Annotated in this window: 14 protein-coding genes and 2 tRNA genes; 9 read left to right on the forward strand and 7 right to left on the reverse strand. The window is 58.0% G+C overall.

Going from position 1 to position 17,730, the window contains the following annotated elements; genetic code table 11:
* Positions 1 to 8: 8 nt before the first annotated feature.
* Entirely contained in the window at positions 9 to 1,481 is a 1,473-nt protein-coding gene (rmuC, locus tag MJQ68_RS07200; RefSeq protein ID WP_238750354.1) for a DNA recombination protein RmuC, read from the reverse strand.
* Positions 1,482 to 1,591: 110 nt separating this feature from the next.
* Between rmuC and MJQ68_RS07205 the strand changes: the two genes are divergently transcribed.
* The gene (locus MJQ68_RS07205; protein ID WP_238750355.1) at positions 1,592 to 2,152 is read left to right on the forward strand and encodes a hypothetical protein; all 561 of its coding nucleotides are present in this window, start codon (positions 1,592 to 1,594) and stop codon (positions 2,150 to 2,152) included.
* Between the two features lie 82 nt (positions 2,153 to 2,234).
* Here MJQ68_RS07205 and MJQ68_RS07210 read toward each other — a convergent pair whose 3' ends face one another.
* Positions 2,235 to 2,885, reverse strand: coding sequence for a protein-L-isoaspartate(D-aspartate) O-methyltransferase (locus tag MJQ68_RS07210; RefSeq protein WP_238750356.1), 651 nt, complete (start codon positions 2,883 to 2,885; stop codon positions 2,235 to 2,237).
* On the reverse strand, positions 2,886 to 3,368 hold the full coding sequence (locus MJQ68_RS07215) for a nucleoside triphosphate pyrophosphohydrolase family protein (protein WP_238750357.1): 483 nt from the start codon (positions 3,366 to 3,368) through the stop codon (positions 2,886 to 2,888). It abuts the gene before it with no gap.
* 383 nt (positions 3,369 to 3,751) lie between these two features.
* On the opposite strand from MJQ68_RS07215, the gene gltB reads away from it, so the two are divergent.
* From gltB to MJQ68_RS07230, 3 genes are all read left to right on the forward strand, one after another.
* The gene (gene gltB / locus MJQ68_RS07220) at positions 3,752 to 8,305 is read left to right on the forward strand and encodes a glutamate synthase large subunit (protein ID WP_238750358.1); all 4,554 of its coding nucleotides are present in this window, start codon (positions 3,752 to 3,754) and stop codon (positions 8,303 to 8,305) included.
* Between the two features lie 27 nt (positions 8,306 to 8,332).
* Positions 8,333 to 9,814, forward strand: a complete 1,482-nt coding sequence (locus MJQ68_RS07225; RefSeq protein ID WP_238750359.1) for a glutamate synthase subunit beta — start codon at positions 8,333 to 8,335, stop codon at positions 9,812 to 9,814.
* 92 nt (positions 9,815 to 9,906) lie between these two features.
* Positions 9,907 to 10,893 carry an aldo/keto reductase gene (locus tag MJQ68_RS07230; protein ID WP_238750360.1) on the forward strand — a complete coding sequence of 329 codons (987 nt, stop codon included), beginning with the start codon at positions 9,907 to 9,909 and terminating at the stop codon, positions 10,891 to 10,893.
* 56 nt (positions 10,894 to 10,949) lie between these two features.
* On the opposite strand, the gene MJQ68_RS07235 is transcribed toward MJQ68_RS07230, so the two are convergent.
* The gene (locus MJQ68_RS07235; RefSeq protein WP_238750361.1) at positions 10,950 to 11,168 is read right to left on the reverse strand and encodes a hypothetical protein; all 219 of its coding nucleotides are present in this window, start codon (positions 11,166 to 11,168) and stop codon (positions 10,950 to 10,952) included.
* 206 nt (positions 11,169 to 11,374) lie between these two features.
* Entirely contained in the window at positions 11,375 to 12,619 is a 1,245-nt protein-coding gene (locus MJQ68_RS07240; protein WP_238750362.1) for a DEAD/DEAH box helicase, read from the reverse strand.
* A gap of 115 nt (positions 12,620 to 12,734) precedes the next feature.
* Here MJQ68_RS07240 and pncA point away from each other — a divergent pair, with 115 nt between their 5' ends.
* The 5 genes from pncA to MJQ68_RS07265 all read left to right on the forward strand — a co-directional run bounded on the left by pncA (position 12,735) and on the right by MJQ68_RS07265 (position 15,965).
* Positions 12,735 to 13,361, forward strand: a complete 627-nt coding sequence (gene pncA, locus MJQ68_RS07245; protein ID WP_238750363.1) for a bifunctional nicotinamidase/pyrazinamidase — start codon at positions 12,735 to 12,737, stop codon at positions 13,359 to 13,361.
* Between the two features lie 5 nt (positions 13,362 to 13,366).
* On the forward strand, positions 13,367 to 14,302 hold the full coding sequence (locus MJQ68_RS07250) for a sugar phosphate isomerase/epimerase family protein (RefSeq protein WP_238750364.1): 936 nt from the start codon (positions 13,367 to 13,369) through the stop codon (positions 14,300 to 14,302).
* 56 nt (positions 14,303 to 14,358) lie between these two features.
* Positions 14,359 to 15,672 carry a 30S ribosomal protein S12 methylthiotransferase RimO gene (gene rimO / locus MJQ68_RS07255; RefSeq protein ID WP_238750365.1) on the forward strand — a complete coding sequence of 438 codons (1,314 nt, stop codon included), beginning with the start codon at positions 14,359 to 14,361 and terminating at the stop codon, positions 15,670 to 15,672.
* Positions 15,673 to 15,714: 42 nt separating this feature from the next.
* A tRNA-Leu gene (locus tag MJQ68_RS07260) sits at positions 15,715 to 15,796 on the forward strand.
* An 85-nt stretch (positions 15,797 to 15,881) separates the two neighbouring features.
* Positions 15,882 to 15,965 (forward strand) — tRNA-Leu (locus MJQ68_RS07265).
* Between the two features lie 53 nt (positions 15,966 to 16,018).
* Here MJQ68_RS07265 and MJQ68_RS07270 read toward each other — a convergent pair.
* Both MJQ68_RS07270 and MJQ68_RS07275 read right to left on the reverse strand, forming a co-directional pair.
* Positions 16,019 to 17,098, reverse strand: coding sequence for an HU domain-containing protein (locus MJQ68_RS07270; protein WP_238750366.1), 1,080 nt, complete (start codon positions 17,096 to 17,098; stop codon positions 16,019 to 16,021).
* A gap of 30 nt (positions 17,099 to 17,128) precedes the next feature.
* Complete coding sequence (locus tag MJQ68_RS07275) at positions 17,129 to 17,683, reverse strand: YqgE/AlgH family protein (protein WP_238750367.1); 555 nt, start codon at positions 17,681 to 17,683, stop codon at positions 17,129 to 17,131.
* Between the last annotated feature and the right edge of the window lie 47 nt (positions 17,684 to 17,730).

Consider the following 17,730-nt stretch of genomic DNA (forward strand, 5'->3'; position numbering starts at 1 on the left):
GAGTTGTGTTACTCTTCCTCCAGTAAGCTGGGATCGAGGCGCTTCTTCGCGCTGGCGCCAAGTTTGCGAATTTTTTCGGCACGGCCCAGGATTGTAGCCCCTGGTTTGCCACCCGTCGATAACTTTCTGAAGGCATCGCGATATGACTGCTGTGCCTGATCCAGTCGCGTACCGATACCCTCGAGGTCGCGTACGAAGCCAACCAGCGAGTCGTAGAGCAGACCACTCTGCCGGGCAATGTGACGCACGTTGCGCTTCTGGTCGTCCTGCTTCCAGAGGTAGCTGACCGTGCGTAAGGTGGACAGTAGGGTAGTGGGGGTCACGATGACCACGTTCCGATTGAGCGCTTCGTTGAATAGCGACTGGTCGGTACTCAACGCTAGTCCGTACGCGGGCTCTAGTGGGACGAACAGAAAGAGAAAGTCCGGGGTGTTCAGTTGGTGCAGTCGCGTATAGTTTTTACCCGCCAGGTCTGAAACGTGTTGACGCAGACTCCGGATGTGGTCGGCCGCGTGTCCACGACGCGAGTTAAGGTCATTATCATCACAGGCACAGTAGCGTTCGTAGGCTACTAGCGATACCTTGCTGTCCACCACCAAGTGCTTATTCTCGGGAAGATTAATGATACAGTCAGGCCGCTTTTGCCGTCCGTCTTCGTCCCCGTAACTGACCTGCGTGCTAAAGTGAATACCGTCCTGTAGTCCGCTGGCTTCGAGTAAGCGTTGAAGTTGCCATTCACCCCAATCCCCCTGCATCTTGGTATTACCCCGCAGGGCTCCGGCCAGGTTATTAGCATCCGCACTGAGCTGGGTGTTCAGTTTGCTAAGACCTACGATCTCCTGCCGCAGGCTCACCGCGTCGCGGGTCTGTTCGGTGAACCGCTCGCCAATTTGCTGCTCGAACAGCTGTATACGCTCGCGGAGCGGAGTGATCAGCGTAGTAAGCTGCGCCGAGTTTTGCTCCGTCATCCGCTTGCCCTTCTCGTCCAGTAAGCGTTCGGCCGTGCGCTCGAAGTGCGCCTCGGATACCTGCTGTAGCCGTTTGATCTCGGTGGCCTCACGGTCCAGACGTTCGCGGAGTGCATCGTTTACCGCCGTACTCCGGTGCAGCGCCACCCGCACGTCGGCTAGGTCGTGGCGTAGTTGTTCCACGGTATCCTGACTGCCCGCTAGCGCACTACGGAGATCCCTAATTAGATCAGCTTGCGCGGCAAGGCTAGCCTTCCCACCCCCTAATTCTACCCGTATGGCTTGTTCGGTCTGGGACATGGCAGCGTGCTCCTGCCGTGCTTGCTCTAGGTGAGATTGAAGTTTTACTACCTCTGATCGTAGGTGTTCCTCCGACGCGGCGAGGACGGCGTTCCGCTCGTTGACCGCCGCCAGTTGCTGCTCCTGCGCCGCCCGCAAATACATCCAGATGACTAGCGCACCAATAGCGAGCCCGAGTAGTAGGGGGGGCAGAAGTGTCCAGGCAGTATCCATTTGTTCGTTCTTCGGGTGGTAGGTTGGGCACACACGGCCGCTGCCGGCGTAAGGTAGTGTTACCGTTATCGGCTGACATAATGCAGGACACACTCCACCGTTTTCACTGCATGAGCCGATGTAGTACACTTGGGATTATCCTCTATTTATGCACTGTTGCAGCCTTCCCCCTGTCCGCAGCTACCGATCATAGGGATACTCCGGTACCTCCGCCCATCGACACCGCCGCCGAGGTACGGCAAACCCAGATTCGCATCATCCACCATCCCGACCGTAGGCCGGTACGCCTGATCGAGATCGCCGGTCGCTACGGTCAGGTTCAGCCCATCGCCTACGATCACCGCATCGTACCTGCGCTCGCGGCTGCATCCGCACGTCCGACCCTGCTTGTGGTGGATGGTGATGCCCCCAGGTCCGCTTCCGCCTGGTACCGCGCGCTGTACACTCAGGAAAGCGTGATTATGCTTTACCTGGGTGGGGCCGACCACATCGGGGGAGTGCCGGCTTCTTGGACCGTCATCCGTGCGGCCAATAGCGCACCAGCGGTGGCTAGTGTTGTCCAGACCGTGTTCGGTGAGCTCACTCCGGTGGCTAATTCGGGGAATACCCGTGACATCGTTCAGGGCAACGTGACCAACGACCCTGTACTACCTGGTACGCAGCAGCCATAAAAAGACAAACTATCCAGTAGGCGCGCCCGCAGGATGCCGTGCTACTTACGGGAGAGCACCCGGTTCATTTACGGCAGATCGATTAGGCTAGGCCCTCGCGGAAAGGCACAAAGCGGCAGCTTCCCAGTTCCTCCTCGGTGGTCTTACCCACGGCCACTTTAGTGATGCGTAGCAGCTGCTGAACTTCCTCTTCCCCGCCGATGGGGATGACCAGTATACCGCCTACCTCGAGCTGATCGACCAACGCTTGTGGTACCTGGGCTGCGCCCGCAGTGACCAGAATTCGACTAAACGGAGCCATCTCCGGCACACCCCGGGCACCATCGCGGAGGTAAAAGCGTATGCCCCGATCGAGGCGCAGTTTCTTGAGGGTCAGTTTTGCTTTCTGGTATAGCAGCTTGTGACGTTCGACGGTAAACACACGTCCGCCGAGCAGTGAAAGTACCGCCGCCTGATAGCCAGACCCCGTACCAATCTCCAAGATCTTTTGGCGGGGCAGCACCTGCAGTGCAGTAGTTTGCCACGCTACGGTTGATGGTTGGGAGATGGTTTGCTCACAGTCGATAGGAAAAGCCTCGTCGCGGTAAGCCCAGTCCACAAAACTGCTATCTAAAAAGACGTGACGTGGCAGGTTAGCCATCACCGTCAGTACGCGCGCGTCAAACTCATTGGTCTGTCGCAGTCGGTCGATCAGCCGTTTACGTTGTCCCCGGTGCCGAAACGTATCCTGCATTTATCCGAGTTGGCTGGCCAGATCGGCCGGTGAATAATGGACGTTCTTGAGCACCTTATTGTCACTCACCCGGTACACCAGGTAACTGCCTTCCCCCGTGGCTTCCACGCGGCCCTCCTGGTCTAGTTGCCGATAATACGCTAGGGTGGCCTCGGCCTCTTCGCGGGTGGCACAGGTCTTACTCATGTTCGAGCGGTGTACCTCCCCGAACAGACGGGCGAAGCGGTCAGCGAGGCCGAATTCGAGGACGGCTCCACTAAGTACATACTGAAGATCGGCCAGGGCATCGGCTGCTTCCACCAGATCGTCGCCTTCAATAGCAGCTTTTAGCTCATCCAGCTCTTCCTGTAGCAGATTGACCCGCAGACGCGCCCGATCAGCGGGCGGAAGGGTAGGAGAATCTACGACCGGAAGGCGGAAGGTGTGGTGAAACTCCGCTACGTCAGTCAGGGCAGCGGGCTCGATGTAGGTCGGACTGGGCATGCAGTAAAGGTAAGGAGGTGCTACCACATGTGTACCCTACACGTACCGGGGGAATCTCTCCGTGGAACATAGTATTGGAGCCGGTAAACACACCGTATGATCCGTGTACAGACAAATAATTTTTGCGATAACTTTAGTAGCATGAAAATGCCGTACAGCGTAAATATTACGTAAACGATTGTTAGTAAAATTATAATCGTTGAATTTGATCTGTTGCAGAATAAATAATTCTGAAATTGACGGTAGCAATTGTAGTTGCGTACGCCGCACTGCGCAATACAACCAGATTTTAGCGCCGTGGAACATTGGAGGCCCAGCTTCGGTGTGCTACCTTGAAGGCCCGGACAGGCCATGGTTTAGTCCGGAAGTTAATCTATCGTCCGATGCAGTATCAACATACTACACCCCGTAGCCCGGGACTCTACACGCCTCACCTGGAGTCAGATGCCTGTGGGACTGGCTTCATCGCAAATCTAGAAGGTACTCCAACCCACAAGGTGGTCTCGGATGCGCTGCAGATGCTGGCTAATATGGAGCACCGTGGCGCCTGTGGCTGTGAACCCAACTCCGGAGATGGGGCGGGTATCCTTACGCAAATACCGGACGAGTTCTTTCGGCGCAAGCTGTCCGAGATGGGTAAGGAACTTCCCGCCTTCGGTAAGTATGGCGTGGGGCAGTTATTTCTTCCCGCCGAAAAGGAACTCAGCCAACGTTGCCGCTTCCTGTTCGAAGACTACTGCGACGAGTTGGGCTTCGACGTGATCACTTACCGCAAGAACCCGAACGATGCGGACGAAGTAGGGCCGACAAGCGCAGGTGCTCAGCCTCGCATGGAACAGATCTTCGTGGCCCCGCGCGCCGATCTGGTCCCAAAGGATCTTGAGCGGAAGCTTTACGTGCTGCGCAAGTTCGCCACGCACCGAATCCATACGACGTATCCCGAGACCCGCGACCAGTTTTACCTATGTAGCTTTAGCTACAAGACCATCGTATATAAGGGACAGCTCACCACCTGGCAGCTTCCGGGCTTTTACGGTGATCTGCAGGATCTAAACTACACGTCGGCCATCGCGCTGGTGCACAGTCGCTTTTCTACCAATACGGTACCGAAGTGGAAGCTGGCTCAGCCCTTCCGCATGATTGCCCATAACGGAGAGATCAATACCGTACAGGGTAACGTCAACTGGTGGCGGTCTAAGGAGAGCCTGATCCGCCAGACGGCTCACTTCAGTGAGGAGGAGCTCAATATGATCTTCCCCGTCTGTGGCTCTAGCCTATCGGACTCAGCCAACTTCGATAATGTGCTCGAGTTCCTGACGATGAACGGGATCAGCATACCGCACGCCCTGATGATGATGATCCCCGAGGCCTGGCAGCACGATGCGGATATGCCTGACTACAAGAAGGCCTTTTACGAGTACAGTAAGGCGCTGATGGAACCCTGGGATGGTCCGGCGTCCATTTGCTTTACCGACGGCATCTTGGTCGGCGCAACGCTTGATCGCAACGGCTTACGACCCAGTCGCTACTGCCTACTTGACGATAATACGCTCATCGTAGCCTCCGAAGCCGGCGCCCTGAAGGTAGATCAGCGGAAGGTGGTCAAGAAAGGACGGTTGCAGCCTGGCCGAATCTTGGTTGCAGATCTGCAGGAACACCGCGTGATCGGAGACGAAGAGCTTAAATCCGTCATCTGCCAGCGGCTGCCGTACCGGGAATGGCTGGATGCCCACCGACAGGATATCAAGAAGCTGCCACTGTCGCGTAAGCCGGAGATCAGTATGGACCAGAAGACACTCTTCCGGCGCCTGCAGCTGTTTGGCTACACCAAGGAAGACCTGACGGTGATGCTCGAACCCATGATCAAAGAGGGTAAGGATCCCATCGGGTCGATGGGTAGTGATACCCCCCTGGCGGTACTGAGTCTGCAGAGCCAGCATATCGCTAACTACTTCAAGCAGCTGTTCGCTCAGGTAACTAATCCGCCCATCGATCCCATTCGGGAGCGTAGTGTGATGTCGCTCTACGCCATGCTGGGTAGCTCGGAAAACGTTCTACAGCCGACGGCAAAGAACGCGACCTACATCCACCTCGATTCGCCGATCCTCTCCAATGACGAGGTGGCCAAACTGCGCGAGCTTCACCACCCGGATTTTCGGGCCGGCGTGATCAATATGCTGTTCCCCGCCGATGGGCAGGCCGGCCGTCTGCACGCTGCCGTGGAACACATCAAGGCGCAGGCGGAGAGTATGGTCCGCAGTGGCTACAATATTCTTCTGCTCAGCGACCGGGATGCGGACAGCCACTACGCACCCGTACCGAGTCTGCTGGCCATGGGGGCGGTTCACCACCACCTCGTGGAACACGGACTGCGGGCCAATACCAGCGTGGTCGTAGAGGGAGGCGACATTCGCGAAACCCATCACGTCGCTACCCTGATCGGCTACGGAGCCAGTGCACTCAATCCCTATATGGCCTACGCTGCACTGGCCGACCTCCACGCGCGCAACATCTTTGATGCGGAGGGCTATGAACTCAAGGAAGTGATTAAGATCTATCGTAAGGCGGTAGGTAAGGGCCTGCTAAAAATCATGTCGAAAATCGGCATCTCCACCCTGCAGTCGTACCAGGGCGCACAGATCTTCGAGATTCTGGGACTCAACCATAAGGTAGTCGATGAATGCTTCCGTGGCTCCATCAGCCGGATCGAGGGGGTAGGGTACGACGGTCTGGCCGAAGAAGCGCTCGTACGCCATCAACTGGCATACCCCAAGAGTTATGTCTCCAATCCTAAGCTGGAAGTAGGCGGAATCTACCAGTGGAAGCGCCGGGGGGAGGCACATACCTTCAATCCTAAGAGTATCCACTACCTACAGGTAGCAGCCCGTAAGAATGACGCGGAGGCATACGGCAAGTACCGCGACGTGATCAACAAACAGACCGAGAAGGCACTGACACTCCGTGGACTACTCACGTTTCGGAAAACCGAGTCGATACCTATAGAGGAGGTCGAGCCAGCCGAGGAGATCATGAAGCGGTTTGCTACCGGGGCAATGTCCTTCGGCTCTATCAGCTGGGAAGCACACACCACGCTGGCCATCGCCATGAACAAGATTGGCGCCCGGTCCAATTCCGGCGAAGGGGGGGAGGACGAGGTACGCTTCCAGCTAGACGATCAGGGGCGCAACATGCGTTCGGCCATCAAACAGGTAGCTTCCGGCCGCTTTGGGGTCACCAGCCACTACCTGACCAATGCCGACGAGCTACAAATTAAAATGGCACAGGGGGCTAAACCAGGCGAGGGCGGTCAACTGCCGGGACACAAAGTGGATGACTGGATCGGACGGGTACGAAATTCTACTCCCGGCGTAGGACTGATCTCTCCGCCCCCGCACCACGACATCTATAGCATCGAGGATTTAGCCCAATTGATATTCGATCTCAAGAACGCTAACCGCCAGGCGCGCATCAATGTCAAACTGGTGTCTAAGGCAGGTGTAGGTATCATCGCCTCCGGGGTAGCCAAGGCACACGCCGATGCTATCCTCATTAGCGGCCACGATGGGGGTACCGGAGCTAGTCCCCTCAGTTCGATCCGGCATGCGGGCCTGCCCTGGGAACTTGGTCTGGCCGAGAGTCACCAAACGCTGGTCAAGAATAAGCTGCGCGACCGGGTCACCCTTCAAACCGACGGGCAGATTCGAACCGGTCGCGACCTGGTCATTGCCACCTTGCTGGGTGCGGAAGAGTACGGGGTTGCTACCGCTGCCCTGATCGTGGAAGGCTGCATCATGATGCGCAAGTGCCATCTCAATACGTGTCCGGTAGGTATCGCTACCCAGGACCCCGAACTGCGCAAGCGCTTCAATAGCGATCCGGACCACATCATCAACTTCTTCCGCTTCCTGGCGGAGGATATGCGTTCCATTATGGCCGAGCTGGGTTTCCGTACGGTCAATGAGATGGTCGGTCGGGTAGAGCACCTGAAGATGAACAGCGAGGTCGAACACTGGAAGTACCGGAGCCTCGACCTCAGTCCCATTCTGTACAAGGAAGTAGCCGATGAGTCCGTAGGCCTATACAAGCGCGTGGAACAGGATCACGGTATCGGGGACGTGCTCGACCGCCGGCTTATCACCACCGCCAAGCTGGCGCTGGAAGAGATGGAACCCATCACCGGCTCTTTCGACATCAAAAACACCGATCGGAGCACGGGTACTATGCTCAGCAACGAGATCAGTCGGCGTTTCCACGGCGAGGGCCTACCGGACGGAGCCATCAAGTTCCGCTTCCGGGGATCAGCCGGACAGAGCTTCGGTGCATTTGCCGCCAAGGGCATCGAGTTCCTACTCGAAGGGGAAGCCAACGATTATTTCGGGAAGGGGCTGTCGGGAGCGCGCCTGATCGTAGTGCCTGATCGGGTGTCCACCTTCGATCCCCACGAGAACATCATCATCGGCAACGTAGCCTTCTACGGTGCTACCGGCGGGGAGGCTTACATCAAGGGGATGGCGGGAGAACGCTTTGCCGTGCGCAACTCCGGCGTCAAGGCCGTAGTGGAGGGCCTTGGCGACCACGGCTGCGAGTATATGACCGGCGGGGTCGTCACCGTACTCGGTACAACGGGCAAGAACTTTGGTGCCGGCATGAGCGGTGGCATGGCCTATGTATACGATCCGGACAAGTCGTTCGCCGCCCGACTAAACACCGAGATGGTGGAGTTGGAACAGTTGACTGACTTCGACCAGAAGCTACTACAGCAAATGGTACGCAATCACTTCACCTACACCAGTTCGAAGCGTGCCCTCGACATGCTCAATAGCTGGCCGGATCACCTGGCACACTTCGTCAAGGTGATGCCGACGGACTACAAAGCGGCCCTAGAGCGAAAGGGTGAGCAACCCAATGTGCAGGTCAAAGTTGCCGACCTGGTTTAACCCCCATTTTGTAAAATATAGTACACCATGGCTGATCCTAAAGGGTTTATGAAGTATGACCGGGAGCTTCCCGAGAAGCGCCCAGTGGAGGTGCGCAAAACGGACTGGCAGGAACTGTACGTGCCCATGTCGGAGGAACGCACCGTGACTCAGGCTGCTCGCTGTATGGACTGTGGCGTGCCCTTCTGCCACAGCGGATGCCCCCTGGGTAACATCATCCCGGAGTTCAACGACGCGGTGTACGAAGAAGACTGGCGCGAAGCCTACGACATCCTCAGTAGTACGAACAACTTTCCGGAGTTCACGGGACGCATCTGCCCGGCGCCCTGTGAGACGGCCTGCGTACTGGGGATCAATGCCCCGCCGGTCGCTATCGAACACATCGAGAAATCCATCGCTGAGGAAGCCTTCAAACGCGGCTACGCCCGGCCCAATCCGCCCGGAAGCCGGACGGGTAAAACCGTGGCTGTCATTGGGTCTGGTCCCGCAGGACTGGCCACGGCTGCTCAACTAAATAAGGCCGGGCATACCGTCACGGTCTACGAACGAAACTCCCGGATCGGGGGCCTGCTCCGCTACGGCATTCCGGACTTCAAGCTGGAGAAGTGGATCATCGACCGGCGTATCGATCTGATGGAGGCCGAGGGGATCAAGTTTCGGACCAATGCCAACGTAGGTGAGAATGTAGACGCCAAGCAGCTGGTGCGCGACCACGATGCCGTAGTACTGGCCGGGGGGTCTACCGTACCGCGCGACATCCCCAGTCCGGGACGTGAGGCTCAGGGTGTCTACTACGCCATGCAGTTCTTGGAGCAGAATAATAAGCGGGTAGCCGGGGACGATCTCTCCGATACCTATGAAATTCACGCCAAGGATCTGGATGTGATCGTAATCGGCGGAGGAGATACCGGTGCCGACTGCGTGGGGACGAGCAATCGCCACGGCGCGCGCTCGGTCACTCAGATCGAGATCATGCCGATGCCACCCAACGAGCGCTCCGCCGATAGCTGGCCGAATTGGCCCATGATGCTGCGTACCTCTACCAGCCATGAGGAAGGGTGCGAGCGCGAGTGGGCGGTGCTCACCGAGGAGTTTGTGCAGGATGCGGCGGGCAAGCTGAAGGGCGTCAGGACCGTCAATATTCGCTGGGGCCGCGACCATACCGGTCGCAATACTTTCGTCAAAATACCCGGCACCGAACGGGAGCTTCCCTGTCAGCTGCTGCTCATCGCGGCCGGGTTCATGCATCCGCAGCACGAGGGGTTACTGCAAAAGCTTGGCGTGGGTCTGGATGGCCGGAAGAACGTAGCGGCTAATCCGGAGCACAACTACCAGACATCGGTACCCAAGGTGTATGCTGCCGGTGATATGCGGCGCGGTCAGAGTCTGGTCGTCTGGGCTATCGCCGAGGGGCGGGAGTGCGCCCGGGCGGTGGATGCCTTCCTACGTGGTGGTGAGTCGGTGCTCGAAAGCCGTGATGAGGGCCGCCTGGAACTGGACTTTGCCTGATCGCATCGTCGTAGGACAGCTGCACCTTGCGCTTTTCTGGCGTACCAATGCACCTGCGCCCCGCCGCCCGGTTGGAAGGGGTAAACAATAGTATGAAGTACCGAAGATTAGGAAAGACGGACTGGAAAGTGAGCGAGGTGAGCCTCGGCACCTGGCAGGTTGGGGGAACGTGGGGTGCCCCCTTTAGCGATAAGGAGGCCGACCGCATCCTCAACGAGGCCATCGATAGCGGCATAAATTTTATCGATACCGCGGACGTGTACTCAGACGGACTGAGCGAGCAGGCGGTCGGGCGCGTGGTGCGCAGCCGCTCGGAGTATATCTACGTAGCCACCAAGTGCGGCCGGCAGATCGCGCCGCATACCGCCGATAACTACACCGTCAAGGGCCTGCGGAAGTACGTAGAGGACAGTCTGCAACGCATGAAGATCGAACGCATCGACCTCATTCAGTTACACTGTATGCCCACCGATGCATACTACCGGCCGGAGCTATTCGGAGTCTTCGAGCGGCTGCGGGAGGAGGGTAAAGTACAGCACCTGGGCGTAAGCGTGGAGAAGGTCGAAGAGGCGATCAAAGCGATGGAGTACGAGAACGTAGCTACCGTGCAGATCATTTTCAACCTGTTCCGGCAGCGGCCCTCGGAACTGTTTTTTGACCTAGTCCGACAGCACGATATTGGCGTCATCGCACGCGTCCCGCTGGCTAGCGGACTGCTGACCGGGAAATTCTCTGCCCAGTCTACCTTCGGGGAGGGTGACCACCGGCAGTATAACCGCGAGGGGGAGGCCTTCGACCGCGGGGAGACTTTTAGCGGGGTTGATTATGAATTGGGACTTCAGGCTGTAGCAAAGCTGAAGGAGCTGTTTCCCGGAGAAGAGAACCTGGCGCCGATCGCGCTGCAGTGGATCCTGAGCTTCGGGGAAGTCAGCTGCATCATTCCTGGTGCCTCGAAGGTTGAGCACCTCCGCAGTAATGTGGGGGCAGTGGATCGTGCGCCGCTCACGGAAGCGCAGCTGCGGAGTATGAATAAGATCTACCGTCAGATGATCAAACCCGCGGTACACCAACTATGGTAAATAAAAAACGGGCACGCTACTGGAGTAGCGCGCCCGTATGGTCTCGACGGTTGATGCTAGAATAAGTAAGCTAGCAGCAGTACCAGTAGCGTGATGAGTAGGCTACCGATCACTGCGGTGGCTACGTCCTGACGCCGCGCGCGGGGCAGTGCCGACCGACGGGCTGCCAGCCGTAGACCATCGGGTTTACCCAGCTGCGCAGCCGCAATGGCGCGGTTCAGCCGGCTATTCTGCAGCGTGCTGCCAGTAGGGCGGGGGATGTGTGGATTTGTCATACTAAAGGGGTTTGTAACTAGGGGTCTGAAATCGCCCGCAAAGGTCGGGGTATTCTAGCTCAGTTGCAACAGCTACTACGAATAGTATTCTGTATCGCTAATGTATCTACCTAGCCGAACGAATTATATTCTGCACCGCAGTGTGTGCCGATTCCCTTTAACACTGTTAGCACCCGGGCCCAATTATATACCTCGTAGATGGAGTGTTAAAGTTTTCCCTTCTTCCTGCCTTTTTTCTTACGCATCACCTCCTCGGTTTCGTCCAGCAGATCCTGCAATCCCAACTGGTCTAGTTTAGTGAGCGTGAGGGTCTCGCGGTACTGGCTGCGATTCAGGTCTACAATGCGGATGGTGGTGCCGGTATACTGCTCGATGGCCTGCAGCAGGGGTACTTCGTTGGGGGCGCAAAACGAGTAGGCTACGCCACGCTGCTTTCCCCGTCCGGTGCGTCCTACCCGGTGTACGTAGTAGTCGGGCTGCTCGGGCAGGTCGTAGTTGATCACATGGGTAACGTCCGCAATATCGATGCCGCGGGCGCTCACGTCCGTAGCGACCATCACGCGTTCGTCACCTGCGCGGAATGCGGTCAGGGCGTCTTCCCGCTCCCGCTGCTGTAGTTCCCCGTGGAGTAGTAGAGCGGTCAATTCTACCCGCTGCAGTGCCTTGACCACCCGTTCGGCCCGGACCCTGGTACGGGTGAAGACCAGCAGTTTAGCCTCCGGATTTTCCTTGATAAAGCGCTCGAGAAAGAAGCGCTTATCGTCCATAGCGATGAATACCACCGCATGATCGACCTGCTTGCTCACCGGATCTTTGGGAGAGATCTGAATGCGGATCGGATTGCGGACTAGTGAATACGCCAGCTTTTTGATCTTCTCATCGATGGTAGCCGAGAAGAACAGGGTTTGGTGCTTGCGCTTCAGGTGACCGATCACGCCACGAATATCGTCGATGAAGCCCAGGTCTAGCATCAGATCCGCCTCGTCGAGGACCAGGATATCCACCCGTTCCAGCCGCAGCACCTTGCGACCCAGCAGGTCGTACATCCTACCGGGAGTGGTGATGAGCACGTCCAGCTCGCGCGTAAGTTGAGCGATCTGTGGCTCGATCTCTACACCGCCGGTTAGTCCCAGTACCTTCACGCCGGTGCCATCGGCGAGCGCGGTAAACACCTCGGTCAGCTGCAGGGCTAGCTCTCGCGTAGGCACCATAACCAGGCACCCCAGTCCAGTTTCCCGCCACTGCGTTTCCTTGCGCTCCTGCAGCTTCTGCAGGATCGGGATCGCAAAGGCCGCCGTCTTACCCGTACCCGTCTGCGCAATGGCCAGAATATCCTCATCCTCCAGGATCGGACGGATAGCGCGGTACTGAATATCGGTGGGTCTGCGCCAGCCCTGCCGGTCGATACTCTGCTTGAGCGCAGGAGAGAGGGGATAGTCGCTGAATTTCACACCCGCAAGGTAAGCCGTAGGGGCGGGGCCGCAGGATGCAATGCATGGGAAATACGTAATCTGCTTGGCTTAGTTTATTATATAAGCTATCTTTGCCACAAGCCATCCACCTCCCATGACTGCACTGATCGTAGTAGACCTTCAAGTAGACTTCATGCCTACCGGTATGCTCCCCGTACCGGAGGGCGATCGGGTGGTGCCACTGGCGAATCGGCTTATGCCGCACTATACTACGGTGGTCGCTACTCAGGATTGGCATCCCGCTGACCACGGGTCGTTTGCCGCCAACCACCCCTGGCGTAAACCGGGGCAGACCATCGATCTGCACGGCCTGTCGCAGGTCCTCTGGCCTATTCACTGCGTGCAGGGCAGCTGGGGTGCAGAGTTTGTAGACCAGCTGGACACCGACCGGGTATCTAAAGTATTCTGGAAGGGTACGGATCCGACGATCGACAGCTACTCCGGCTTTTACGACAACGGGCACCGTAAATCGACCGGTCTGGCCGAGTGGCTGCGCGGGCGCGGGGTGACGGAAGTTCACGTCCTGGGTCTAGCTGCAGACTACTGCGTGAAGTATACTGTCTTGGACGCGCTACGGGAGGGCTTCGATACCGTTCTGATTGAAGATGCCACGCGGGGTGTGGAACTTGCTCCGGGTGATGTAGCACGGGCCATCGCGGAAATGCGCACGGCGGGTGCCCGGATCGTGCAGTCGCAGGACCTTAGCTTAGTGAAAAATTAAGACCAATGGTACAGTCACGCCGCTCCTTCATCTATCGCTCCGTCTGCGTTACGGCCAGCCTTGGTTTACTCGGATGTGCTGCCGGGGAGCAGGGCAAATCATCACCCGTTACCGCAATGAGCGAATCCAATACCATTCCTTACCTAGATACATTAGGCATCCAGTTGTACACCGTACGCGAACAGATGGCGGAGGATCCCGCGACTACGCTGCGTGCGCTAGCCGATCTGGGCTACCGACAGGTAGAGCTAATGGATACACGTGACATTGCGCGCCTGAAGCCCATTTGCGATGAGCTGGGCCTATCGGTTAACAGCAGTTTCATGCAGTGGACGGCTATCACCGGTCGGTGGGATCTGGTACCGGACACGCCGCCTATCACTACGGATGAGGTGTTCGAGCAGGCGAACGCAGGTGGTGTATCTCACGTGGTGTTCGGCTATCTGCGACCCGAGGAGCGTACATCGGCTGATGACTGGAAGCGCCACATTGAAGGTATCAACGAGGCCGGGCTTACCGCGCGCAAGGCCGGCCTATCGCTGGCCTACCACAACCACAACTTCGAGTGGGAGCCGGTAGACGGCACGATCGGTTGGGAGCTGCTGCTGGCCGAGCTCGACGGATCCCTGGTCCCTTTCGAGTTGGACCTAGGCTGGGCAAGTCTGGCCGGGCAGGATCCCGCGAGCGTGCTGGAGCAGGTCAGTGACCGGGTGAGGTTGCTACACGTCAAGGACCTCAACGATGTACCCCAGCACGTAACCATTGCATCCATGCCGTCAGCCACCTTTACGGAGCTCGGCACGGGCAGACTGGATATTCCGCAACTGATGCGGATGGGTAAGGAGTATGGCGTCGAGCACTGCTTCTACGAGCAGGACCACAACTGGCATCCGGACGCGCTGGGCAGCGCCCGTAGTAGTATAGAATTCTTGCGCAGCTAGTGGGTTAGGGTAGGGGAGGCCTATGGCGTACCTTTGCGGCCGATAAGCAGCAGTGCATGAAGACCAAGACCCTACGGCCGGATAAAGTGAACGTGATCACCCTGGGTTGTTCCAAGAACCTGGTAGACAGCGAAAACCTGATCACCCAGCTTCAGGCCAATGACTACGCCGTAGCCCACGATAGCAACGATGCGGCTAATATCGTCATCGTCAACACCTGCGGATTCATCGACCTAGCGAAAGAAGAAAGTGTCAATACCATTCTCGACTATGCCGACCGGAAGTCACGCGGCGAGATCGAGCGGCTCTACGTTACCGGCTGTTTGAGCCAGCGGTATAAGGATAATCTAGAGGCGGAAATTCCCGAGGTAGATGCCTACTTCGGTACCATGGAACTGCCCGGTCTGCTAGCTAGACTGGAGGCGGATTACAAACACGATCTGATCGGTGAGCGGTTTATCACTACGCCAGAGCACTACGCCTATCTGAAGATCAGCGAAGGCTGCAACCGCACCTGCTCGTTCTGCGCCATTCCGTTAATGCGGGGCGATCATGTAAGCCGGCCGATTGAAGAACTGGTCCGACAGGCGGAAAACTTTGCCCGCAACGGGGTGAAGGAGCTCATCCTCATTGCGCAGGAACTGACCTACTACGGGCTGGACCTGTACAAGCGCCGCATGCTGCCCACCCTGCTCGAGGCGCTGGCTGCGGTGGAGGGCATTGCCTGGATCCGGCTGCATTACGCCTATCCGTCCAAGTTTCCCCGTGACATCTTCGACGTGATGGCCCAGCAACCTAAGGTGTGTAACTACCTGGACATTCCCCTGCAGCACGGCTCGAATGCCGTACTGCAACGTATGCGCCGGCAGGTGACGCGGGCCGAGACGACTGACCTGATCGAGCACGCCCGACTGGTGGTACCCGGTATCGCGATCCGCACAACCTTTCTAGTAGGCTATCCCGGTGAGACGGAGGAGGAGTTTGAGGAGATGTGTGATTTTGTCCGCGAGATGCGGTTTGAGCGGCTCGGCGTATTCCAGTATAGTCACGAAGAAGACACCCGGGCCTTCGAGGTAGCGGACGACGTGCCGGCGGAGGTTAAGGCCGACCGCGCCAATCGACTCATGGCTATTCAGCAGGAGATCAGCTACGACCTGAATCAGGAACGCGTAGGCGAGGTCGTACCGGTCCTCATCGACCGCAAGGACGGGGCGACCTACGTCGGCCGTACGCCCTACGATAGTCCGGACGTCGACAACGAGGTACACATCGCGGCTACTACCGCCTACCTGCGGGTGGGGGACCTGGTCACCGCACGCATCGTGAGCGCCACCGAATATGATTTATTGGCCGAACTGATTGTGGACTAGGCGGGTGTTGCCTACATTTGGCCCCGCATCAACGACGTACCTGCCGCCATGGCGGAATTGGTAGACGCGCTGGATTCAAAATCCAGTTCCTTCGGGAGTGTGGGTTCGATTCCCACTGGCGGTACGCAAGACTGGTAAAAAGTTACCGTCTTATTTGCATATCACGTGGGCCGGTCTATCTTTGCCGCCCATTAGCGTATATCGCTCCTGCCGGAGTGATGAAACTGGTAGACATGCACGTTTCAGAGGCGTGTGCTTTTACGAGCGTGGGGGTTCGACTCCCCCCTCCGGCACAGAACTTCCTAGTTCTATCAGGCCTCGATCCTTCACCGGGTCGGGGCCTTTTTTATTGGGGTCTCCGCTCGGCTCCGTTCACGCGCATCACGAAGGCATCCGGGGTGTAGCGGTCGCGGACATCGGCTAGTACGCGCTGTAGCTCGGCGTCCGTACCGTAGCGCACCGTCAGGCCGACGCGGGTATTGCGGCCTTCCGCTTCGGTGTACGGCGTATAGCCCGCCGCCTCCAACCTGCCGGTCTGCTTGCGGACGTTGCGCTGACGTCCGAATAGTCCGATCGCGATCACGGCCACATTATCGGTCGCAGCAGTTCCGGTCGAGCTACGGGGGGGAGAAGTGGTCGCTACGGAAGGAGTGGACGGCGCTGGCACGGACGGCGAGCTAGCTGTACCAGTAGTTGGCTGATTTAGACGGGGAGGGGGGGCGGGCTTAACCTCCCGGGCGGGTACGGGCGGCAGTTGTTGTGGGCTGGGAGCAGGCGGATCGATGGTTCGCGGACCGGGGGAGGGTGCCGTGGTACTAGCTTCCTGGTCTTCCAGCAGTACGCCGATCGTGCCGGCAAGCCGGAATACCAGAAAGATGGCGAGCAGTACACCGACCATACCGGCAAGGTACCAGGGCCACTGGGTAGCCACGCGGACTGAAGAAGCGCCAGTGGCTACTTCGGTGCTATCTGCTTTTCGGCTTCGTTTGGTAGATCCCGTGGATGTACCTGCTGCCGCTGCCCGCTCGTTGCGTACAATAGCACGCACGGGAACGCTGGGTAAGCCATAGCTGGTCTTACTTAAGTTTCCCGCCCCGGGGGTGAAGCGTACCTCATTTTGCTGTTGGTATAGCTTGCCGATCCCGGGAAGCGTGACGGACTGATCGTCCGTGAGGGTAGCAAGGAGTCGGCGCAGGTAGGCGTCCAGGTCGGCCGTAGGGCCCAGCTCATTGCGGAGTCGGCCATCGTCAGTGACCAGGTTAGCGTTGAAGGTGACGTACTTGGACGGGGGGGAGGCGGTCCCTTCCATCAGGCTGACCAGCGCGGGTTGCGCCTCTACGACCAGGGTGCCGATACCAGGCAAGCATACCCGTCCGTCCTCCATTAACAGCGTGCGCAGGGCGGCCTCGATCGTAGACTGACTCATGCTCCAAATGTACAGATTGACCGGCGAAGCCTAGTTGAAGCGTACCTCCTCGTCCATCTCGGCAATGACGGAGAAGGTGCTACCCTTGTTGGACATCACCTGCGACCACAGGCGTTCCGGCCGGGTCTTGAACAAGTAGTTGGGGTACATGGGCGCGGGTACCCAACTGCCGAGCTGCAACTCCTCCAGCAGCTGCTGGGGGGACCAGCCGCTGTAGCCGACAAAGAAGCGAACGTCGCGTGGGGTGAGTAGGCCCTGTGCGATCAGCGCGCGGAGCTTTTCGTAATTCCCTCCCCAGTAGACCCCCTTGCTAATTTCCTCACTCCCTTCGATCAGATCACCCTTGCGGTGCAGGTAGTGGACCGTGTCGGTAGCTACGGGACCGCCGTAATAGATCGGCGCGTTGAAGTCCGGAAAGTTATCCACCAGCTGATCTACCCGCATATTGACCCGGCGGTTGAGGATAAAGCCTAGGCTGCCCTCCTGGGTATGCTCCACCAGTAAAACCGTGGCGCGTCGGAAATTACTGTCGAGCATGAAGGGTTCGGCTAGCAGAACAATGCCGGAATGAAGGTCGAGCGCCATGGTGTAAATACGTTGGAGTTGACCGTGTAAACCCCTCAGTGGGGGGC

It is taken from the genome of Neolewinella maritima, from assembly GCF_923081025.1.
Taxonomy (GTDB): domain Bacteria; phylum Bacteroidota; class Bacteroidia; order Chitinophagales; family Saprospiraceae; genus Neolewinella; species Neolewinella maritima.